This is a genomic window from Mycolicibacterium sp. HS_4_1, assembly GCF_054515875.1.
This window is the reverse complement of the sequence record NZ_CM137261.1, coordinates 1652263-1672692: the sequence shown is the minus strand read 5'-3', so window position 1 is coordinate 1672692 and position 20430 is coordinate 1652263. Positions and strand designations below refer to the sequence as shown.

20 protein-coding genes and 2 tRNA genes are annotated in these 20430 nt (G+C 66.7%); 5 read left to right on the top strand and 17 right to left on the bottom strand.

The window, feature by feature from the left end; genetic code table 11:
* Positions 1-160: 160 nt before the first annotated feature.
* The gene (locus ACX12F_RS07945; RefSeq protein ID WP_459369059.1) at positions 161-2488 is read left to right on the top strand and encodes an FdhF/YdeP family oxidoreductase; all 2328 of its coding nucleotides are present in this window, start codon (positions 161-163) and stop codon (positions 2486-2488) included.
* A 6-nt stretch (positions 2489-2494) separates the two neighbouring features.
* Complete coding sequence (gene fdhD, locus ACX12F_RS07940) at positions 2495-3355, top strand: formate dehydrogenase accessory sulfurtransferase FdhD (RefSeq protein ID WP_459369058.1); 861 nt, start codon at positions 2495-2497, stop codon at positions 3353-3355.
* Between the two features lie 62 nt (positions 3356-3417).
* Here fdhD and clpX read toward each other — a convergent pair whose 3' ends face one another.
* The 8 genes from clpX to ACX12F_RS07900 all read right to left on the bottom strand — a co-directional run bounded on the left by clpX (position 3418) and on the right by ACX12F_RS07900 (position 10590).
* Positions 3418-4698, bottom strand: a complete 1281-nt coding sequence (clpX, locus tag ACX12F_RS07935; protein ID WP_459369057.1) for an ATP-dependent Clp protease ATP-binding subunit ClpX — start codon at positions 4696-4698, stop codon at positions 3418-3420.
* A 340-nt stretch (positions 4699-5038) separates the two neighbouring features.
* Positions 5039-5692 carry an RsiV family protein gene (locus ACX12F_RS07930; RefSeq protein ID WP_459369056.1) on the bottom strand — a complete coding sequence of 218 codons (654 nt, stop codon included), beginning with the start codon at positions 5690-5692 and terminating at the stop codon, positions 5039-5041.
* Between the two features lie 45 nt (positions 5693-5737).
* Entirely contained in the window at positions 5738-6859 is a 1122-nt protein-coding gene (locus ACX12F_RS07925) for a BTAD domain-containing putative transcriptional regulator (protein WP_459369055.1), read from the bottom strand.
* A gap of 19 nt (positions 6860-6878) precedes the next feature.
* A complete protein-coding gene (locus tag ACX12F_RS07920) occupies positions 6879-7388 on the bottom strand; it encodes a hypothetical protein (RefSeq protein WP_459369054.1) in 510 nt (169 codons plus the stop codon).
* A 150-nt stretch (positions 7389-7538) separates the two neighbouring features.
* Positions 7539-8189 (bottom strand): ATP-dependent Clp protease proteolytic subunit, encoded by a 651-nt coding sequence (locus ACX12F_RS07915; RefSeq protein ID WP_459369053.1) that lies wholly within the window; start codon positions 8187-8189, stop codon positions 7539-7541.
* The gene (locus ACX12F_RS07910) at positions 8186-8779 is read right to left on the bottom strand and encodes an ATP-dependent Clp protease proteolytic subunit (RefSeq protein ID WP_064859779.1); all 594 of its coding nucleotides are present in this window, start codon (positions 8777-8779) and stop codon (positions 8186-8188) included. The genes ACX12F_RS07915 and ACX12F_RS07910 overlap by 4 nt, the downstream gene beginning before the upstream one ends.
* A 184-nt stretch (positions 8780-8963) precedes the next feature.
* Positions 8964-10475, bottom strand: a complete 1512-nt coding sequence (gene tig, locus ACX12F_RS07905) for a trigger factor (RefSeq protein WP_459369052.1) — start codon at positions 10473-10475, stop codon at positions 8964-8966.
* Between the two features lie 38 nt (positions 10476-10513).
* Positions 10514-10590 (bottom strand) — tRNA-Pro (locus ACX12F_RS07900).
* Between the two features lie 122 nt (positions 10591-10712).
* On the opposite strand from ACX12F_RS07900, the gene ACX12F_RS07895 reads away from it, so the two are divergent.
* A tRNA-Gly gene (locus ACX12F_RS07895) sits at positions 10713-10786 on the top strand.
* 402 nt (positions 10787-11188) lie between these two features.
* On the top strand, positions 11189-12400 hold the full coding sequence (locus ACX12F_RS07890) for an alkane 1-monooxygenase (RefSeq protein WP_459369051.1): 1212 nt from the start codon (positions 11189-11191) through the stop codon (positions 12398-12400).
* Here the strand turns inward: ACX12F_RS07890 and ACX12F_RS07885 are convergent.
* From ACX12F_RS07885 to ACX12F_RS07855, 7 genes are all read right to left on the bottom strand, one after another.
* Positions 12397-12804, bottom strand: coding sequence for a DUF2628 domain-containing protein (locus tag ACX12F_RS07885; RefSeq protein WP_459369050.1), 408 nt, complete (start codon positions 12802-12804; stop codon positions 12397-12399). The genes ACX12F_RS07890 and ACX12F_RS07885 overlap by 4 nt on opposite strands.
* Before the next feature lie 294 nt (positions 12805-13098).
* Complete coding sequence (locus tag ACX12F_RS07880) at positions 13099-13968, bottom strand: transposase (RefSeq protein WP_459369049.1); 870 nt, start codon at positions 13966-13968, stop codon at positions 13099-13101.
* Positions 13969-14331: a hypothetical protein gene (locus ACX12F_RS07875; RefSeq protein WP_459369048.1), complete on the bottom strand. Its 363-nt coding sequence runs from the start codon at positions 14329-14331 to the stop codon at positions 13969-13971.
* A gap of 62 nt (positions 14332-14393) precedes the next feature.
* Positions 14394-14921, bottom strand: coding sequence for a hypothetical protein (locus ACX12F_RS07870; RefSeq protein WP_459369047.1), 528 nt, complete (start codon positions 14919-14921; stop codon positions 14394-14396).
* Positions 14922-15093: 172 nt separating this feature from the next.
* Entirely contained in the window at positions 15094-15732 is a 639-nt protein-coding gene (locus ACX12F_RS07865; RefSeq protein WP_459369046.1) for an NUDIX hydrolase, read from the bottom strand.
* Positions 15725-17263 carry a nicotinate phosphoribosyltransferase gene (locus tag ACX12F_RS07860; protein ID WP_459369045.1) on the bottom strand — a complete coding sequence of 513 codons (1539 nt, stop codon included), beginning with the start codon at positions 17261-17263 and terminating at the stop codon, positions 15725-15727. The genes ACX12F_RS07865 and ACX12F_RS07860 overlap by 8 nt, the downstream gene beginning before the upstream one ends.
* Positions 17264-17277: 14 nt before the next feature.
* Complete coding sequence (locus ACX12F_RS07855) at positions 17278-18135, bottom strand: phosphoribosyltransferase family protein (RefSeq protein WP_459369044.1); 858 nt, start codon at positions 18133-18135, stop codon at positions 17278-17280.
* Between the two features lie 72 nt (positions 18136-18207).
* Between ACX12F_RS07855 and ACX12F_RS07850 the strand changes: the two genes are divergently transcribed.
* Complete coding sequence (locus ACX12F_RS07850) at positions 18208-19059, top strand: DUF1542 domain-containing protein (RefSeq protein WP_459369043.1); 852 nt, start codon at positions 18208-18210, stop codon at positions 19057-19059.
* Positions 19060-19080: 21 nt separating this feature from the next.
* On the opposite strand, the gene ACX12F_RS07845 is transcribed toward ACX12F_RS07850, so the two are convergent.
* Together ACX12F_RS07845 and ACX12F_RS07840 are read right to left on the bottom strand one after the other, a co-directional pair.
* Entirely contained in the window at positions 19081-19875 is a 795-nt protein-coding gene (locus ACX12F_RS07845; RefSeq protein WP_459369042.1) for an Fpg/Nei family DNA glycosylase, read from the bottom strand.
* 17 nt (positions 19876-19892) lie between these two features.
* Positions 19893-20372 (bottom strand): ribose-5-phosphate isomerase, encoded by a 480-nt coding sequence (locus tag ACX12F_RS07840; protein WP_459369041.1) that lies wholly within the window; start codon positions 20370-20372, stop codon positions 19893-19895.
* Between the last annotated feature and the right edge of the window lie 58 nt (positions 20373-20430).

Sequence of the window (20430 nt, the reverse complement as noted above, 5' to 3'; positions counted from 1 at the left end):
AGGCTTAGGTCCTCGAGCCGCTGCCGTCTGCCGGCGATACCCGGGTTGCGGGCGCCGTAGCACCGGCGATAGGTGTTGCCTATCACGGCATCTGAAATGCCGATCGCTCATGCCCCGCTTCCACCCCGGGATCACCGATTACCGGGATTAGATTGGCAAGATGACCAGGGTCAGAGACGGCCACGATGTTGACGCCACCTACGACGAACACGCCGTAAAGGTCACCAGCGCCGAACACGAAGCCGCGGGCGTGAAGGCCGTGATGGTCAGCATGCAGCGCGGACTTCGGCAGATGGGGCCGCTGCGCACCGCGGAGACGCTCAGCAGGATCAACCAGCGGCACGGGTTCGACTGCCCGGGCTGCGCCTGGCCGGAGGAACACGGCGGCCGCAAGCTCGCCGAGTTCTGCGAAAACGGCGCCAAGGCCGTCGCAGAGGAAGCCACGCTGCGCCGCGCCACCCCGGAATTCTTCGCCCGGCATTCGGTGGCCGACCTCGCCGACCGGCCCGAGTACTGGTTGTCCCAGCAAGGCCGGCTCACCCACCCCATGGTGCTGGCACCCGGGGACACCCACTACCGCCCGATCGACTGGGACGACGCCTACGCGTTGATCGCCCGGGAATTGACGGCCCTGCGCAGCCCCGACGAGGCGTTGTTCTACACCTCCGGCCGCACCAGCAACGAGGCCGCATTCCTGTACCAATTGCTCGCGCGCAGTTACGGCACCAACAATCTGCCGGACTGCTCGAATATGTGCCACGAGTCATCGGGCACCGCCCTCGTCGAATCAATCGGCATCGGCAAGGGTTCGGTCACCGTCGACGACGTCATCCACGCCGACTGCATTGTCATCGCCGGACAGAACCCGGGCACCAACCATCCCCGCATGCTGTCGGTGCTGGAGAAAGCCAAAGCGGGCGGCGCCAGGATCATCGCCATCAACCCGCTCCCCGAGGCCGGGCTGATGCGATTCAAGGATCCACAGAAAGTGCACGGCGTCGTCGGCCACGGGGTGCCCATCGCCGACGAGTTCGTGCAGATCCGCATCGGTGGCGACATGGCCCTGTTCGCCGGACTGGGCCGGCTGCTGCTGGAAGCCCAGGATGCTGCACCGTCCGGACGCATAATCGACCGCGACTTCATCGCGGCACACTGTGCCGGCTTCGAGGAATACGAAACCCGCACCCGCACAATCGACCTGGACACCGTCACCGAGGCCAGTGGGATCAACCGTGAGCAGCTGCACCGGGTCGCCGACGCGCTGATCCGGTCCGAGCGCACCATAATCTGCTGGGCCATGGGCTTGACCCAGCACACCCACGCGGTGGCCACCATCGGCGAGGCCACCAACCTCCTGCTCATGCGCGGCATGATCGGAAAACCCGGAGCGGGAGTGTGTCCCGTGCGCGGACACTCCAACGTCCAGGGCGACCGGACCATGGGCATCTGGGAGAAGATGCCCGAAGAGTTCCTGGCCGCCCTCGACGCCCGCTTCGGGATCACCTCCCCGCGCAAGCACGGCCATGACACCGTGGACGCGATCCGCGCCATGCGCGACGGGCACGCCAAGGTGTTCGTCGGGATGGGCGGCAACTTCGTCTCCGCCACCCCCGACACCGACGTGACCGCCGCGGCGATGCGCAATTGCACGCTGACGGTGCAGATTTCGACGAAACTCAACCGCAGTCACCTGGTGCACGGCCGCACCGCGCTGATCCTGCCGACGCTCGGCCGCACCGACAAGGACTTTCAGGCCGGCGGCAAGCAGCTGGTGTCGGTGGAGGATTCGATGTCGATGGTGCACTTGTCGCGCGGCGGGCTGACCCCACCCAGCGACTGCGTGCGCAGCGAGGTCGCGATCGTCTGCCAACTGGGCCGCACGCTGCTGGGCCCCGACCACCCCGTGCCCTGGGAATCCTTCAACGCCGACTACGACGGCATCCGCGATGCCATCGCCGACGTCGTCCCCGGATGTACCGCCTACAACACCCGGGTCCGCCAACCTGACGGCTTCCAACTGCCGCACCCGCCCCGGGATTCCCGCGAATTCCCCACGCACACAGGCAAAGCCAACTTCTCGGCCGAACCTGTCGAATGGGTGCCGGTACCCGAAGGCCGGCTGGTGCTCCAGACGCTGCGCAGCCACGACCAGTACAACACCACCATCTACGGCCTGGACGACCGCTACCGCGGCGTCAAGGGCGGCCGGCGGGTGGTGTTCGTCAACCCGGCCGACATCGCGGCGTTGGGTCTGCAAGACGGCAGCCGTGTCGACCTGGTGTCCGAATTCGACGGCCAAGAGCGCCGCGCGAAAGACTTTCTGGTGGTGCCCTATTCGACGCCCGTCGGTAATGCTGCGGCCTACTATCCGGAGACCAATCCGTTGATCCCACTGGACCACACCGCCCGAAAATCCAATACCCCGGTATCCAAGGCAGTGGTGATCAAGCTTGCCCCGGGGGTCGAGCGCAGCGAGCGGGGGATCTGACCCGCCATGGGACGCGTAACCGCACGGCGCCGGGCCGAACACGTCACCGCGGACGGCGCGGTGTCCCGCCCGGAAACCCTGGCAGTCGAGGAACCCCTGGAAATCCGGGTCAACGGCTCACCGCTCACCGTGACGATGCGGACGCCGGGTTCGGATGTGGAACTGGCCCAAGGGTTTCTGCTCACCGAGGGCGTGATCGCGCGCCGTGACGACATCGCCCGCGTTGCGTACTGCCGGGGCGCCACTTACCCCAATCCCGAGTCGCTTCGCTCCAGCCCGCCAGAAGACGGCGCCAACACCTACAACGTGCTCGACGTGACGTTGGCACCGCACGTCCCGCCGCCGTCGGTCGACGTGACGCGCAACTTCTACACCACCTCGTCGTGCGGCGTGTGTGGCAAGGCATCCATCGATTCCGTCCGCACCGTCAGCCACTACTCCCCCGGCGACGACCCGACCAGCGTCACCTCCGACGTGCTCTCGGCGATGCCACAGCGGCTGCGCCAAGCTCAGAAGGTGTTCAACAGCACCGGTGGCTTGCACGCCGCCGCGCTCTTCAGCGCCGAGGGGGAGATGTTCGTCGCCCGCGAGGACATCGGCCGGCACAACGCGGTGGACAAGGTGATCGGGTGGGCGCTCGAACAGGGCCGCATTCCACTGACCGGTACCGTCCTGCTGGTCAGCGGCCGGGCGTCGTTCGAACTGACGCAGAAAGCCGTCATGGCCGGCATTCCCGTGCTTGCAGCGGTGTCAGCGCCGTCCTCATTGGCGGTCGATTTGGCCAGCCAGGCGGGGCTCACGCTCGTGGCGTTCCTGCGCGACGAGTCGATGAACGTCTATACCCGCCCGGATCGCGTGCTCAAGTAGGCCGCCCGACCGGACCAATAGGAAAAGCCCCCGCCGTGGCGGGGGCTTTTCTACTGGCAAAACTAAGCGCTCTTGTCGCGGCGCTCGGACCGCGCTGCCTTACGCGGCACGATGGTCGGCAGCACGTTGTCCTGGACGGTCTCCTTGGTGACGACCACCTTGGCGACGTCGTCGCGGCTCGGGATGTCGAACATCACCGGCTGCAGCACCTCTTCCATGATGGCGCGCAGGCCACGGGCACCGGTGCCCCGGTGGATGGCCTGGTCGGCGATGGCGTCGAGGGCCTCCTCGGTGAACTCCAGCTCCACCCCGTCCATCTCGAACAGCCGCACGTACTGCTTGACGAGTGCGTTCTTCGGCGTGGACAGGATCGACACCAGCGATTCCTTGTCCAGGTTGGTCACCGACGCCACGACCGGGAGACGACCGATGAACTCGGGGATCAAACCGAACTTGATCAGGTCCTCGGGCAGCACCTCGGCGAAGTGGTCCTGGGTGTCGATCTCGGCCTTGGAGTGCACCTCGGCGCCGAAGCCCAGACCGCGCTTGCCGACACGGTCGGACACGATCTTCTCCAGCCCGGCGAACGCACCGGCAACGATGAACAGCACGTTGGTGGTGTCGATCTGGATGAACTCCTGGTGCGGGTGCTTGCGCCCGCCCTGCGGCGGCACCGACGCCTGCGTGCCCTCGAGGATCTTCAGCAGCGCCTGCTGCACGCCCTCACCGGACACGTCGCGGGTGATCGACGGGTTCTCGCTCTTGCGGGCGATCTTGTCGACCTCGTCGATGTAAATGATGCCGGTCTCGGCGCGCTTGACGTCGTAGTCGGCGGCCTGGATCAGCTTCAGCAGGATGTTCTCGACGTCCTCGCCGACGTAGCCGGCCTCGGTCAGCGCGGTCGCATCGGCGATGGCGAACGGCACGTTGAGCATCTTGGCCAGGGTCTGCGCCAGGTAGGTCTTGCCGCAACCGGTGGGCCCGAGCATCAGGATGTTGGACTTGGCGAGCTCGACCGGTTCGGACCGGGAGTCGCGTGACTTCTCCTGTGCCTGGATGCGCTTGTAGTGGTTGTAGACAGCGACCGCCAGCGTCTTCTTGGCGTTGTCCTGACCGATGACGTAGCCCTCGAGGAAATCGCGGATCTCCTGCGGCTTGGGCAGCTCGTCGAGCTTGACGTCGTCAGCGTCGGCCAGCTCCTCTTCGATGATCTCGTTGCAGAGGTCGATGCACTCGTCGCAGATGTAGACGCCAGGTCCAGCTATGAGCTTCTTGACCTGCTTCTGGCTCTTTCCACAGAACGAGCACTTCAGCAGGTCACCGCCGTCTCCGATGCGCGCCATGGGGTGAGGCCCTACTTTCTCCGGTCGCCGTCAGTCGTTACACGAGATAATGGGTTATTTCGGGTGTGATCCCGACGCTACCCGTTCGCTCCGTTGCGATGCGACCGAAAGGGGCGAATCGCTCTAGTGGTATTTATCCGTGTGCAGGAGAACATAGCCCGATCGGTGGCTTGCCACCCGTCGGCGCGCTGACCGTGATTCTGGCGTGTCTTCCGGGCGCCGGTTGGCGCCCGCTCGGCAGGCCTGTGATCAGGGCTGTTCACCTATCTGCAACCCTACCGTGTGCACATCGAAGCCGCCGACACGTTTCGCGGCAGGCGCAAGCGCAGGGCCGTCGCACCTAACCCAGCAGCCGACCACCCAGGTCCCCCACCGGCACCGCCACCGTGAGCGGGCCGCCGTTCCCGACGAGTTGACTCTCGCTGAAGAAGAACATGACGGTCTCGTCGGTGAGCGCGAAGTTCCGGTACGAGGTGCGGTCCGGTTCGATGAGTGCCGCATCGAGCCCCTTCAGCGTGCGTTGCACCGCCGGCGTCAGGATCGCCACCGGATCAGAACCCGGGCCGAACAACGTGTCGATGGTGATGGGCCCGTCCGCGCCATAGGTGAACGTCCGGAACCGGATGTCGGGGTGTCCTTCATGGGCGAAGCCCGTCGGGTCCACGATCTTGAGCACCAGGGTCTGGGTCCGTGCCGAGCGGTACACCGTCGGCGTCACAGTCTCCTCGTACCCCCGGCCGCGGCCGAACTTGTCCACCCAGCCGACGAACCCGTCACGATCCACGGCCAAATAGTCCGCGACAGCCTGTTGATCGGGGTAGTCGACCGGGAAGGCCGCCGTCCGTTCATACCCGGCCCCGATCTCGTGGATCCGGCAGATGCCGGTGGCGTCCGCCGTCCCGCCCAAGGCAGCACACGACCGCTGCGCGGACGCAGTCGGCGCCAGGCTCAGGAACGTCACTGCGGCGGCCGCGACAAGGACCGAAATCTTCATGCACCGATGGTTCGCCGACGCGCTTGGCGGATCCTTGGGATAGCCCTACCCGAGTTCGACGGTGAATTCATGGGAGCCGATGCGGATGCGATCGCCATCGAACAGATTGGTATTGGCCTCGATTCGGGTGCCCTGCACGTACACGCCGTTGGCGGAACGCAGATCCACCATGACAGGGCCGGTACCCGCATCGACGATGACGGCGTGGTGGCGGCTGACGTCCGCCGCGTCGAGCACGATGTCGTTGTCGGCCAGGCGCCCGATGCGGGTGGCCATCGCGCGCAGGGCAAACCACCGCCCGGTCGTATCGCGCAGCCCGGCCTTCGATGAGGTCGATCGGGTGGTGCTCGGCCTGAGCCTGCCGATGGTGTGCACCGCCGTCGCCTGCGCTGTCCCCTGCACGTCGAGCGGTTCCTGACGCAGAATCCGTTGGTGCAGAGCGCTTATCGCCCGGCCGGGATCGATACCGAGGTCGCCGGCCAGGATCGACTTCACGCGCTGGAACGCGTCGAGCGCGTCCGCCTGTCTCTGGCAGCTGTAGTAGGCGGTGATCAACTGCACCCACAGCGGTTCGCGGTAGGGATGTTCAGCGACCAGCGATTCCAGCGGTCCGATCACCAGAGCGGCATGACCACAAGCGATTTCAGCCTCGGCGCGGGCCGTCTCCACCGCAATCCGGTCGTCGACCAGTGCGGCGGCGACCGCGTCGACGAAGGCGAAGTCGGCCAGATCACCGAGGACCGGGCCACGCCATTCGGCCAGGGCGGCCGAGAGGCGCACCGCCGCCGTTGTGAACTGCCGCTCGGCGGCCGCCCGCACACCGGCGACCTTTTCCTTCTCGAAGCGCCCGAGGTCCGTTACCTCCTCCGGCACATCGAGTCGATAGCCGGGCGGTGCGGCGGCCAGTGTCTCCCGCGGCATTCCGGACTCCGCCAGGATCTTTCGGAGATTGGAGACGTAGGAGTGCAATGCGGTGCGGGCAGCCGCGGCAGGCGACTGCTCCCACACCGCGTCGATCAACGCGTCCACGGACACCGGGCGGCCGCGACCCAGCAACAGCATCGCGAAGACGGCTCGCTGCTTGGGTGCGCCCAGCGGCACGTCATGGTCGTCGACGGCCATCCGCAGCGTGCCCAGCACACCGAAATCGATTCCGGTCGGCCGCATGGGCCGAGGGTATCCGGTGCTATCGGCCGATGCGGGCTATTGCCAGTTCCGCGAACGCCTTCAGCGTTTCGCAGCGCCACACATAGCTGCCCGTGACGCGATAGATCCTCTCCCCCGTCAACAGCACGGTCAGTGTCGTCGACGGCGGCGTGACATTCAGTTCGTAGCTGCAGACCGCCTTGAGGCCGACACCGTCGACGTCGGTGGCTGTAGGCCACTCGGCCACCTGCCGGAATGTCGTTGCGGCGTCCCGCGCGAACGCGCCGGCGAACCGGACGTCGGACTCCAGGCCGCGCCCACCCGGCGGTTCGTCCAATGCCCGATAGGCGCAAGACAATTCGGGAAGGCGCGTCCGGATCGGCACGGCGGCGACCGGACCATCGAGAAAGGACGCGGCTTCGTCGGTGCTCACCCAGGTGCACGCGTCCGCGATCTCGTGGTCGTCGGCCCGCGCCGTCGGCGCCATGGTGGCGGCAACGGCCAGGCCCGTCAGCGCGGCCACGGCGGCGGCACGTGAGTATCGGCTCATGGCAGCTCCAGTTCGGGTGGCCGGAATTCGTGGCCGCGTCACAGGGTGCGGTGGGCGTCTTGGCGGATTCTTGGCGCCAACTGCCCGGGCCGAACAAACGCCAGCGGCCGCCAGCCTGAACAGGCTGGCGGCCGCTGCACGTCGCGAGACTCAGGCCTTCTGGGCCGAGAGCTTCCGGTACTCGAGGACCGTGTCGATGATCCCGTACTCCTTGGCTTCGGCCGCGGTGAGGATCTTGTCGCGGTCGGTGTCCTTGCGGACCTGCTCGGCAGTCCGGCCGGTGTGACGTGCGAGCGTCTCCTCCATGAGGGTGCGCATGCGCTCGATCTCGGCGGCCTGGATCTCCAGGTCGGAGAACTGACCCTGGATGACGCCACCGAGCGACGGCTGGTGGATCAGCACACGGGCGTTCGGCAGCGCCAGGCGCTTGCCCGGCGAACCGGCGGCCAGCAGCACCGCGGCAGCCGACGCGGCCTGACCGAGGCACACCGTCTGGATGTCGGCCCGCACGTACTGCATGGTGTCGTAGATCGCCATCAGCGAGGTGAACGAGCCACCTGGCGAGTTGATGTACATGGTGATGTCGCGATCAGGGTCCTGCGACTCGAGCACCAGCAGCTGAGCCATCACGTCGTTGGCCGACACGTCGTCCACCTGGGCGCCCAGGAAGATGATGCGCTCGTCGAACAGCTTGGCGTAGGGGTCGACGATGCGCTCGCCGGTGTGCGTCCGCTCGGTGAACTGCGGCAGGATGTAGCGCGCCTGCGGGGCGAGCGCCGGGTTCAGGTGCTTGGAGATCACTTCGAGGCTCCCTTACCGCCGTTGAGGTTTGCGCGGGTGATGATGTGGTCGACGAAGCCGTATTCCAGCGCTTCCTGCGCGGTGAACCAGCGGTCGCGGTCCGAGTCGGCCTCGATCTGCTCGACGCTCTTGCCCGTGAATTGGGCGTTGAGCCGGAACATCTCCTTCTTGATGACGTGGAACTGCTCGGCCTGAATGGCGATGTCCGCCGCGCTACCGGTGACGCCACCGAGCGGCTGGTGCATCAGGACGCGGGCGTGCGGCAGCGCATGGCGCTTGCCCTTGGTGCCGGCGGCCAGCAGGAACTCGCCCATCGACGCCGCCATGCCCATCGCGTAGGTGGCGATGTCGCACTCCGACAACTCCATGGTGTCGAAGATCGCCATGCCGGCGCTGATCGAGCCACCGGGCGAGTTGATGTACATGTGGATGTCTTTGGACGGGTCTTCGGCCGTCAGCAGCAGGATCTGGGCGCACAGCCGGTTGGCGATGTCGTCGTCGACCTGCGAGCCCAGGAAGATGATGCGCTCGGCAAGCAAACGCTCATAGACCGAGTCCGTGAGGTTGAGCCCCGGTGCGCTTGAACGCATGTCAGTCACGACTGGATACCTGCTTTCTCGAGTTCGTTCACACGACACTAACCAACGGCCGACGGCCGCGAGTCCCCGACGCGGTCTAGTTCGCTCACAGCGTCACAGTCGCCGTAGAGCGGACGGTGCCGCAGGCATCACTGAAGACACCTGCGGCACCCGTACCACGATCAGACTTGGGGACTCAGTCCTCGTCCTTCGATTCCTTGGCGGCCTTCTTGGCCTTCTTCTCCTTGGCCGGCTTCTCGTCGTCGGCCTTGGCCTCTGCCTTGGCCTTCTTGGCCTTGGCGGGCTTCTCGCCCTCGGCTTCCTCGGCCGGAGCCTCGTCGGCAGCCGGAGCCTCGGCCTCGGCCTCATCGGCAGCCTCGGCGTCGCCGCCGGTGCCGAAGAACTCCGCGGTGTCGACCGCGTTGCCGTCGGTGTCGGTGACGGTCGCCCCGCTGACCACGGCGGCGATGGTCATGCCGCGGCGGATGTCGGCGAACATGGACGGCAGCTGGTTGTTCTGCTGCAGGATCTGGATCAGCTGCTGCGGCTCGATGCCGTACTGGCGGGCCATCAGCGCGATGCGCTCCATGAGGTCACCCTGGCCGACCTTGACGTCAAGCTCGTCGGCGATGGCGTCCATCAGCAGCTGGGTCTTGACGGCCTTCTCCGCGTTGGTCCGCGTGTCGGTGTCGAACTCTTCGCGGCTGCTGCCCTGCTCCTTGAGCTGCTCCTCGAACTTGGCCTCGTCGTGGTCCAGTCCGTGGACGGCGTTGTGGACGGTCTCGTCGACAGTCGCCTGCACGATGGCCTCGGGCAGCGGCACCTCGATCTGCTCCAGCAGGGTCTCGACGGCCTTGTCGCGAATCTGCTCGGCCTGGCCGATCTGCTTCACCCGGCGAACCTGGGTGACCAGGCTCTCCTTGAGCTCGGCGATGGTGTCGAACTCGCTGGCCAGCTGGGCGAAGTCGTCGTCCGGCTCCGGCAGCTCGCGCTCCTTGACCGAGTTGACGGTGACGGAGACCTGGGCCTCCTTGCCGGCGTGCTCACCGGCGGCCAGGGTGGTCGGGAATTCCTTGGACTCGCCGGCCTTCAGGCCGATGATGGCCTCGTCGAGGCCCTCGATCAGCTGACCGGAACCGATCTGGTGCGACAGGCCCTCGGTCTTGGCCTCCGGCACATCCTCGCCGTCGACGGTGGCCGACAGGTCGATCGAGACGAAGTCGCCGTCTGCGGCGGCGCGCTCGACACCGGTCAGGGTGCCGAAGCGGGCGCGCAGGTTCTGCAGCTCGGCGTCGACCTCGTCGTCGTTGATGACGATGGAGTCGACGGTGATCTTGATGGCCTTCAGATCCGGGAGGGTGATCTCCGGGCGGACGTCGACCTCAGCGGTGAAGACGAGTTCGTCGTTGTCCTCGAGCTTGGTGATGTCGATTTCCGGCTGACCCAGCGGCTTGACGTCCTGCGTGGTGACAGCCTCGCCGTACTTGGTCGGAATGGCGCTGTTGACGACCTGCTCCAGCACCGCGCCGCGGCCGACGCGGGCCTCGAGCAGCTTGGCCGGCGCCTTGCCGGGACGGAAGCCGGGCAGGCGGACCTGCTTGGCCAGCTCCTTGTAGGCCTGGTCGAACTCGGGTTGAAGCTCGGTGAAGGGCACCTCCACGTTGATGCGAACCCGGGTGGGGCTCAACTGCTCCACGGTGCTCTTCACAGCGTTACTCCTTGTGTTTTGTACTTGCCATCAGTTGGTGGTCGGGGTGACAGGATTTGAACCTGCGGCCTTCCGCTCCCAAAGCGGATGCGCTACCAAGCTGCGCTACACCCCGTGCCTCGTCGCGGTCGCATTACCGCGGTCGAGATACTACGTCCTAGACACACGACAACCTCAATTGGATTGGCGGCCGCTGTCCCGGTACTGTCTGCCGGTACTGTGATCGCAGCAGTGCACGCGGGCGTAGCTCAATGGTAGAGCCCTAGTCTTCCAAACTAGCTACGCGGGTTCGATTCCCGTCGCCCGCTCCACAGGACCGGCCTGACCAGGCCGGTCCTTTTGTTTTCGGCCTCGTTTTCCACGGTGTGCACCGTCCGAAATCGCGTCGCGCCGAAACCGCCGCACCGGCAGTCCACGACCCCGCGCCCAGCCAGCCCCGCGGACCGACATTTCTGTCGCCGAACGGCTTTGCCTGGACGACTTCAAACAAATATTGACCGCGCGGCGAATTGATTGCGCCGAGAGCCGCGTTCATTTACTTAATTCTGGGAGTTTCCTGGCAATATTGTGCAAATTGGCCGCAATGCCGAACGCTTTTAGACCGCCGCACGTAGTCGCAGCTACAGGCCCTCAGCAACGTTAATCAAGACACACCGGCAAATATTTTTGCCATCCGAGTCGATAGCTAATGGCGATGGCTGTATAAAAGCACGATGACCACGTCGCTCACTCGATTCGACCGCCGAAAACTGCGGTCGTTCGACGTGGGTTCCGGGGTTGCTGAGAGCACGTGGCGCGACCCCAAGCGATACCTATGGTTACTGGTCCCGTCCGCCCCTGGCGCGGTGACGCTGTCCTGGCTGCTGGTGTGGTCGACGGGGCTGCACATCTTCTGGTGGACCGCTCTCGTGCTGATTCTCGTCGCCGGGCCCACCGCCGACCATCTTTTCGGACGCGAGACGCCCGATCGCGCACCCGACCGCATCCTGGCCCAGTTGCAGCAGGACAAGTTCTATCGCTTCGCCACGCACATGTTCCTGCCCACGCAGTACCTCGCGCTGGCGTTCGGCTGCTGGGTGTGGGCCGGCGGCGGCTGGGTCACGCTGACGTTCGGCGACAAGATCGCTCTGATGGTCGCGGTGGGGCTGTCCGGTGGCATCGCCAACAACGCAGCCCATGAACTGGGGCACCGGCGCGAACGCGCCGAACGGTGGCTCAGCAAGCTGGCTCTCGCGCAGAGTTGGTACGGGCAGTTCTACGTCGAGCACAATCGCGGGCACCATGTCCGTGTCGCGACGCCCGAGGATCCGGCCAGCGCCCGCTTCGGCGAGAGCGTGTATGTCTTCGTCGTCCGGTCAGTGGTCGGCAGTACCCGCTCTGCCTGGCGCCTGGAAACCAAACGCCTTCGCCGTCAAGGACATTCACGCTGGAGCCTGCGCAATGACGTCCTCAACGCCTGGCTCTTGAGTGCGGTCCTGTTCGCCGGACTGGCACTGTGGTTCCGTCCGGTGGTCGTGCCGTGGCTGTTCGGCCAGGCACTCATCGGCATCTTCTTGCTGGAGGGAATGAACTACCTGTCGCACTACGGCCTGCGCCGGCAGAAGCTGCCGTCGGGCCGCTACGAGCGCCTCCGTGCCGAGCACAGCTGGAACAGCAACACGGTCATCATGAACGTCTTCCTGCTGCACCTGCAGCGGCATTCGGACCATCACACCGACCCGTCGCATCGATACCAGGGCATCCGGCACGCCGAGGATGCGCCGCAGCTGCCCAGCAACTACACCGCCATGCTGGTCCTCAGCCTTGTCCCGATGCTGTGGCGCCGGGTGATGGATCCGCGAGTCCTGGCGATCTACGGCGGCGATGTCCGGCTGACCGCGCTCAGCCCCCGGCAACTCAAGCGGATGCAACTCGACGGCAGCTAGCGCTGCCTGCCGTGCCCCTCGAACAGGTTCCAGGACTGACTCCCCCGAACCACGTGCAGGTAGTACGCGTAGTTCGCCGTCGTCATCGCGATCGCCGCCAGCCCGAACCCGATGCCACGAACGAGGCTGTCCGGCACATCGAGCACGACGAGCACCACCTCGACCGCGAAGAAGATTCCGAGCAGCGTCAGGCCCTTGCGCCACATGCCCTTGACGAAGAAGTAGATGGGGCCGAACAGGAAAGCCAGGATGTTCGAGGTGAGCTTCAGCCGGTCCATGAAGGACAGCGCCCGGTAGGCCGCCCTGGACTCCGGCGTCGAGTTCGGCAGGCCGTAGGCGTTGAAGAAATCAAAACGCTTCTGCCACGACGGGGACACGGTGGAGCTGGGAAATTGCTGTGACACCGCATCGACAATAACGACTGTGCGGTGTCACGCGCGCACGCGGGCCGTCCCGGCCGTCTAGCTTTCGCGGTGGCAGTCAAGGGGTGGGCGTGGGCGTTGTTGATCGGCCGGGCGGGCGCTCGGCTTTTGGCGCGATGAACGGTGTGTCGGCGATGGTGGTCGGTGGGCCGTCGTGTTCCGGCAGGCTGATTAGTCGCCGTGAGCGGCAGGCTTTCGTGTGCGCCGTGATGGCGGCCCAGGGCGAGCGGGCGGCAAGCTAGGTTGCGCCGTCGAGCGGCATAGCCGGAATAGCCGTCACCGCTCGCTGCTGAGCCTTCCTTGACGATAGCGCTGTTCATCGAAGGGTTGTTGGGTTCGAAGTAGCCGGTATGCCAGGCGGCATGCATGGCGTGCGAGCGCGACGCGAGCCTGGATCGGGGCCATGCCGCGGGCTCGGAGTTCGGCGTCGCGTTCGGTGAACGACGGCGAAAATTGTGACAGGCCCCAGGCGATGCCCATCAGGGCATCGCGGTGTTCGGCCAGTCCTTGTCGAGAGATTCGGCCGCGTCGGTGCAGGGTGGCTGACTGGTAGAGAGCCGGCGCCAAACCCGTTGCCGAGTAAAGATGTTCGGCATCGGGGAACCTGTCGATCGGCAAGCTGTGTGCGGCGAACGCCGCGGCGCGAATCGAGGCGACGCCGGGAAGTGTGGTCAGGATCTGACCGTCAGTTTCGGACAGTAAGGCCCCGATTTCCAGGTCGATGGCATCAATGTCTTCGCGCAGACGGCGATAACGGTCCACGTCACGGCCCAGTCGAAGGGCACGTTGTTCGGCATCGGGTGGCGGAGGCAGACACTGACGCCACCGAGTCACCCAGTACTGCGCGGTGCTGGTCGTCAATCGCCCCGGAGCCCGGCGCATCAGCGACCGGCGCTGCGGTGGCCGTCCCGCGAACGCCGCAGCACAGGCCAGCACGGCAAGGCCGGTGGGTGTTTCTATGGCCAGGGATCGTCCATGACCGGCCGGCGCGGACAATCCTGGGCACAGTGCGTTGAGCTGATCATGCAGCCGTTGTTGAGCGACTTTGCGGTCAGCGACCAACCCTCGGCGGTGACGCACCGCGGCACGCAGCGCCTCCACCGACGCGAGCTGACCGCAGCGTCGACCACCGCCTTGGCGAGCCATCTACGTCAAGGCCGCACAATCTCGATCGTCAGTCTTGAACCTGCCCGAACCCAATTGCGTCCGTGCTGATTTCGTCTCGGACGGAGCGAACAGCCGCACCGAGCCTGGATGGCGACGTTCCAGTTCGACGACCCACGAGTGGTGCAGGCTTCCGGTCGCCTCAATCGCGATCACCGGACAGTCTGGGCCGTGTTTGTTCAGCTCCAACTCCAACGCAGCGATGCCCTCTCGCGACACCGGCAACGACCTCGGATCCACGAGCAGGCCGGATCCATTACTGATCCACACCCGATTGAACGCCTTGCCCGGATCCACCGCGACGATCACCGTCGACGGATCAAGCGCAACCTCCAACACCGACATGAGCAGCCTCCTCCGAACCGGAACCTCCTCCGAGGATCCGCTCAGTGACTACTCATGGCCTATCAGCTGTTGCCCGGAATCGGGCGCGCTACGCCGTTCGTCGTGCGAACGACGTTCATTTGCGGCGGATTGGCGGGGGCAGCGGCCGTCGAACTCGCGGTCGCTGTCGCGGTCGCGGTCGGCGTCGTGCCCGCCTGGCCGGCCGGCGGCGTGTACTGCTTGGTGGGCGGCGGCGTATAGGTCGTCGGAGCCTGAGTGGTCATCGTCGACGGGCCGGTGGCGGGCGCGGGCTTCGGGCTCACAGGGACGACCGGCGCCGGTGTGGTGACGGGAGCCGGAGCGACCGTTGCCGGGGCCGGTGACGTGGCGGCGGGAGCCGACGTGCCGGTGCTCGTCGGGGCGGCCGGTTGATCCGGTACCGGTGGCGGGATTTTGAATCCGGCAAGGGCGCCGATTGCCAGCAGGACCAACACGATGACGACAGAACCGGTCCCGATGATCAGTACCTTGCCACCGTCGGACTGGAACCATCGCGTCGGTGCCGTCTCGGTGTCCGGTTCTGCCATCAGTTCGGTCTCTGCGTTTGCCATCAGTTGTTCTCCTCCCAGCAAGGTGCCGGGAGCGTATCCCGTAAACCCGCAGGTCGCGATTCGAGCTGACAGCATTTACCCAGCTCACAGGCATCTTCACGGGAACGTAACGCAGGCGCAATGCCGCGTCACATCGCTTATGTGCGATTTGCCGGTATCGACACTGCGGCGGCTACCGAGTCGCCACTTGGAACACCGTCACCGGCCTGGTGTGCGCGGGCCGACTGCCGTCCGCGATGAAGAGCGGCGACCGTTCCAGCCGTCTGCGCATCGCGGCCAGCGGGATGGGTTCGGCCCCCGTGCGTTCCGAGAGCTGGAACAGCAGGTCGGTCAGCGCACAGACTTCGATGGCCGTGCACCCGGCGCCGAACATCGCCGCGACCGTCGCGGGGTCCGACAGCAGACGTTGCGACACGGTCGCGGCGGTCTCCCTGACCATCGCGTTGTGCCCGAATGGCAACTCCGGCACGGGTTCTCCGGCGCGGACCACCAGGGTGGCGTCGCCGGGTTCGGCACGCATCACGTTCACCAGCGACACGGTGTGACCGCGCTCGTCGCGCTTCGGGTCCGACACCACCAGTGCCACGGTCGGCGGTCCTTCGACGGGCTCGGCGCCGGCCCGGTCACGCAGCGCCCGGTGTGCTGCCGCCGCAACGGTCTCCCCGTTGGCGGCGTCGAGCACGACGCCCGGCAACGCCCAGTCCCCTTGGTGCGGCGCGCGTTGCCTGCGCGCCAGGATGAGCCCCGGGTCAGCGCCGGGGCTCACCGCGAAGACGTCGACGCTAAGCCAGGTGGCCAGCGACTCAGCCATTACGGGCGTCCTCCTCGCCGGCGGCGTATGCCGCCCAATCACGTCGCACGGTAGCGCGCACCTCGGCGAAGGACACGGGGTTGACGATGACGCCGTCGTCGAACACCGTCCGCATGGCGTCCGTGGCCTCGACGGTGCCGGCCGCGCCCTGCACCAGGGTCAACTGGCCCCGCTCGTCGCGGACGACGGCCAACCGCCCCCGCGCGCTGCGCTTGCCCGGGTCGGTGACGGGCGCCTTGGCGATGTCGCGGCCACGGCCCTCCACCTGCACCCAGGTCGCCTTCATCGCGATCGAGAACGTGTCACGCGTGACGTATTGGTATGTGTAGGAACCGAATCCCAGTACCGGCGTGGTGGACACGTATCCCTGTGCCATCAGATTCGCCGTGATCGCGTCGGCCCGGTCGTGGGTGATCGAGTCGCCGTAGATGACGCCGATGTGCGGGTCCAGCTCTCGATAGCCGGCAGCGTTGACGGTGCCGCCGAAGACCTCCCACAGCAGGTTCACCACGCCTTTGTTCGCGGGGCTCCCGGCCGGGGCGTCCGGGTCGCCGCACAGGATGCGTTCGGGGTCACCGCTGTCCGGGCGGATCACCACTTTGCCGTCGCGCGCGGTGACCGTGTCCTTCAGTGTCGGCAGAATGGCGGTGCACACGTGCCACAGGTCCCAGGTATCGCTGACGATCGACACGATCCCGGTGGGATACAGGTCCAGCAGCCGGGCGAATGTCGCGACCTCGTCGTCCTGGGTGCCGGCGCACATGACGCTGTGTTCGGTCGCCGGCACGCTGCCGCCGATCACCGTGCCGGCCGGTGAGCCTGGATAGTTCCGCTCGACCCAGCCCAGCGCGGGCAGGCAGTCGGTGCCGGTGAACGCCACCAAGTGCCCGGCCCCTGACGCAGCGGCGGCCGCGCTGCCGGCCATGCCGCGGAAGGAGAAGTCGTGCCCCTGCCAGTCCACCGCGGCCGGGTCGGCGCCGCTGTCCAGCGCGCGGGCGTCCAGCAGCGTCCGGTTGCGCCACGCGGTGGTGGCCGATGTGATGGGCTGCCACAGCGCGGCCGACATCTCGGTCTCGATGTAGTTGGTCAGCCAGAAGAACTCGGGTGCGGTGTTCTCGACGGTCAGGTACGGGATGCCGACCGGGACGATGCTACCCTCCGGCAACGCCCGCACTCGCAGCGGCAACCGCCCGTAGGCGTGCAGTCGCCGGATGTGTTCGGCACCAACATCATTGGGTCCCAGCACCTGGGTGACGCGGTCCATATAGGCGCGGCACACCTCGTCGACGTCAGCGGCGAAGAAGGCGCCCCACTTCTGGCCCAAATCCCGCAGGTAGGCCTGCAGACCGAAGAACGCGGTCCAGGACACCCCCGGGATGCGGCTGCTCCGGGCCGTCAGGTTGGAGTAGACGTATTCCGTGCCCGCCGGGTACTGGCGGCGGTGGTCCAGCTTGTAGGCATCGGTGTCCATCAGGACATCCAGGGCCGCAACGGTTTCCGGTCGGTACGTGGTGGTTGCTTCGATGGTCATGGGGTAAGTCCTTGTCAGATCAGAGTGGCCAGGGTGCGGACGATGAACGGTTCCAGCGGTTGGACGTGTACGCCGTCGGGGGTGGCGCGCGAGTCGGTACTGGTGACCGAGGCGTAGCCGGCGAGGTTGTCCCGCCAGCGTCCGGTGAAGCAGCCGTGGCTGACCCACAGGTGCAGCGCCAGTTGGGGCTTGCTCCCGCGGATGGCATCGGCCAAACCGGCGAAGGTGCCGCCGCCGTCGCAGATGTCGTCGATCACGAGCAGCCGGCCGTCGTCCGGCAGCCCGTCCGGAGCGACGAATCCCGACAGCTTGCCGTTGGCCGGATTCCGTTGCTTTCCAGCGATATACAGCGGCACGCCGAGCCGGGATGCCACGCGCCCGGCACGGTCACGGGCGCCCTTGTCGGGTGCGACGATGCCCGCCCAGCCCGGCCGGTGGGCGGCGCCGCACCCGACGAGGTCCACGGCCTCGATGACGCTGACGGCCACTCCCCCACGCCGGGCCTCGTCGACCCAGACCGGCGAGTGCGGGTCGACCGTCACGATCTGCGCGACGCCGGTGGCGGCGGTGAGCCGGGCGGCGACGCGAGCATCGTCGGTCGCGTCGTGATCACCACGGGCCGACGGCAGGTACGGCGCCACCAGTACCGGGTCGGCCGCGGCGGGCGATTGGCTCCGGTGAAATGCCGCCCACTGCCCGACTGCGGCGTAATCGATGGCACCGCAACGGTTCCATGCGACGGGGCGCAATCCCGCACCGAGCGGTTCCAGCTCACGAACCGCGGTATCGCCACCCGGGTAGCTGGTGACGATTCCCGGTGCGGTCGACAGCACACCGCGTTCGGTGTCGAAAACGTGGAATGTCAGGTTCATGACGGCCACGGTACTAGATATGGACAGTTTTGTCCATATCTAGTAGGCGGTGGTCATCGGTAAGCTGCCTGCATGGAGTTCGTGCTCATCCTGATCGTCATCGCGGCCATCGGGTTGTTCCTGTTCAGCAGGCAGGGCAAGGCCAACAAGGCCGCCGCCCTCGCCAACGCGAAAGCCGATGCCCGGCGCGTCATCGAGATGCTCGGCGGCCAGGTGTTCAACTTGACCGGCACGGACGACGCCTCGCGCCAGGCCCTGGCCGACGCGTCCGAGCGCTACAACGCCGCCGCGTCGCAGATCGAGCAGGCCGCCACCGCCGAGCAGGCGGCATTCGCCAAGCAGAGCGCGGTCGAAGGGCTGTACTACGTGCGGGCCGCACGTACCGCCATGGGCATCGATCCGGGTCCGCCGCTGCAGGCCCTGGCCGGCCAGCGCGGGGCGGGCGAGGTCACCGAAGATCGCCGAATCGAGTTCGACGGGAGGCAGATTCAGGCCTCCCCGGGCCCGACGGCCGCGACACCGAACTACTACCCCGGCGGTCGGGTGGCCGGTCGCCCGGTGCCCGCGGGCTGGTACTCCGAGCCGTGGTGGAAGCCGGCGTTGGTCGCCGGTGCGTGGGGCGTCGGCTCGGTGCTGCTGTTCGACGCGTTGTTCGACGGTATGCACGGAGTCAATTACGGCGCACAGGGTTTCGAGTCGGGATACGGCTCGGGATTCGACCAGGGCTATCAGCAGGGCCTGGACCAGAGCCAGTTCACCGACTCGGGCAACAACGGCTGGGACGCCGGCAGCAACAGCAATGGGGATTCCGGGAACAGCAACTGCGGCGGCGGGAGCAATTGCGGTGGCGGCAGCAGCTGCGGTGGCGGCAGCAGCTGTGGCGGCAGCAGCTGTGGCGGTGGTGGCTGCGGAGGCGGCAACTAGCCCGTCACCGAGCCGCGGCCGTCACACCTGACACTCGGCGCACCAGAACAGGTTTCGCCCCTCCATCACCTCGGTGCGAATGGTGGCGCCGCACACGCGGCACGCCTCCCCCGCGCGTCGGTACACATAGGTGCGCGGCCGGTCCGGGGCATAGGACGGCGCGCCGTGGTCGTCTTCCGGACGCACCACGACGATCTTGCCGCGACGGACCCCGACCTTCATCAACGCGACAAGATCGGTCCACAGATCCGCGAATTCGGCCTCGGCCAACTGCACACCCGGCCGGTGCGGATCGATCCGGTGCCGGTACAGCAGCTCACTGCGGTACACGTTGCCGACACCGGCGATCACCGTCTGATCCATCAGCATCGATCCGATTGACCTGCGCGACTTGCTGATTCGTCCCCAGGACAGCCCTGGGTCGGCGTCGCGGCGCAGCGGATCGGCACCGAGCCGGGCCACGACGTCGTCGACACCGGATTCGTCGATCAGCTCACAAACCGTCGGGCCTCGCAGATCGGTCCCGAATTCGGCCCCGAGCATGCGCATCCGCACCTGACCGACGGGTGCGGTCATCGGCAGCGGCTGCTCGGTGAACGTGCCGTACAGGCCGAGGTGGATGTGCACCACCGCACCACCGTCGTAGTGGTGGAACAGATGCTTGCCCCAGGCGTCGGCCTTACGCAGCACCCGGCCATTGACCGCGGCGGCGGCATCGGCGAACCGACCCTGCGGACTACTGACCGTCACCGGCGCCCGCCCGAAACGCTGCTGGTGCAGGCGGGCCAACCGGTGCAGGGTATGCCCCTCCGGCACGGATCAGGCCTTCGGGATCAGGCTTGAGCGCCCGGGACCGCCGGCGCTATGTGCGTCTTCTCGTACTCGGCCAGGATGTCGATGCGGCGCTGGTGCCGCTCGGCCTGCGACCACTCGGCAGCCAGGAAGGCGTCGACGATGGCGAAGGCTTCCTCGGTGCTGTGCATGCGGCCACCGATACCCATCACCTGCGCGTTGTTGTGCTCGCGCGCCAGCTGCGCCGTCTCGACGCTCCAGGCCAGCGCACAGCGCACACCCGGCACCTTGTTGGCCGCGATCTGCTCGCCATTACCCGAGCCGCCGATGACGATGCCCAGGCTGCCCGGGTCCTCGACGGTGCGCTTGGCGGCGTCGATGCAGAACGCCGGGTAGTCGTCCTCCGCGTCGTAGGCGAAGGCACCGCAGTCGACGGCCTGGTGGCCGGCCGCGGTGAGGTGGTCCAGCAGGGCCTGCTTGAGTTCGTATCCGGCGTGGTCGGCTCCGAGATATACGCGCATGGCGCACATTCTGGCAGAACCGGAGCCCGCGGCAGAATCAGCTGGTGCAGCCGGCCCG

Coding starts and splice junctions, on each gene's coding strand:
- ACX12F_RS07945 (WP_459369059.1), top strand. CDS start 161: ATGACCAGGGTCAGAGACGGCCACGATGTTGACGCCACCTACGACGAA.
- fdhD (WP_459369058.1), top strand. CDS start 2,495: ATGGGACGCGTAACCGCACGGCGCCGGGCCGAACACGTCACCGCGGAC.
- clpX (WP_459369057.1), bottom strand. CDS start 4,698: ATGGCGCGCATCGGAGACGGCGGTGACCTGCTGAAGTGCTCGTTCTGT.
- ACX12F_RS07930 (WP_459369056.1), bottom strand. CDS start 5,692: ATGAAGATTTCGGTCCTTGTCGCGGCCGCCGCAGTGACGTTCCTGAGC.
- ACX12F_RS07925 (WP_459369055.1), bottom strand. CDS start 6,859: ATGCGGCCGACCGGAATCGATTTCGGTGTGCTGGGCACGCTGCGGATG.
- ACX12F_RS07920 (WP_459369054.1), bottom strand. CDS start 7,388: ATGAGCCGATACTCACGTGCCGCCGCCGTGGCCGCGCTGACGGGCCTG.
- ACX12F_RS07910 (WP_064859779.1), bottom strand. CDS start 8,779: ATGCGTTCAAGCGCACCGGGGCTCAACCTCACGGACTCGGTCTATGAG.
- ACX12F_RS07890 (WP_459369051.1), top strand. CDS start 11,189: ATGACCACGTCGCTCACTCGATTCGACCGCCGAAAACTGCGGTCGTTC.
- ACX12F_RS07880 (WP_459369049.1), bottom strand. CDS start 13,968: ATGGCTCGCCAAGGCGGTGGTCGACGCTGCGGTCAGCTCGCGTCGGTG.
- ACX12F_RS07875 (WP_459369048.1), bottom strand. CDS start 14,331: ATGTCGGTGTTGGAGGTTGCGCTTGATCCGTCGACGGTGATCGTCGCG.
- ACX12F_RS07870 (WP_459369047.1), bottom strand. CDS start 14,921: ATGGCAAACGCAGAGACCGAACTGATGGCAGAACCGGACACCGAGACG.
- ACX12F_RS07865 (WP_459369046.1), bottom strand. CDS start 15,732: ATGGCTGAGTCGCTGGCCACCTGGCTTAGCGTCGACGTCTTCGCGGTG.
- ACX12F_RS07860 (WP_459369045.1), bottom strand. CDS start 17,263: ATGACCATCGAAGCAACCACCACGTACCGACCGGAAACCGTTGCGGCC.
- ACX12F_RS07855 (WP_459369044.1), bottom strand. CDS start 18,135: ATGAACCTGACATTCCACGTTTTCGACACCGAACGCGGTGTGCTGTCG.
- ACX12F_RS07850 (WP_459369043.1), top strand. CDS start 18,208: ATGGAGTTCGTGCTCATCCTGATCGTCATCGCGGCCATCGGGTTGTTC.
- ACX12F_RS07840 (WP_459369041.1), bottom strand. CDS start 20,372: ATGCGCGTATATCTCGGAGCCGACCACGCCGGATACGAACTCAAGCAG.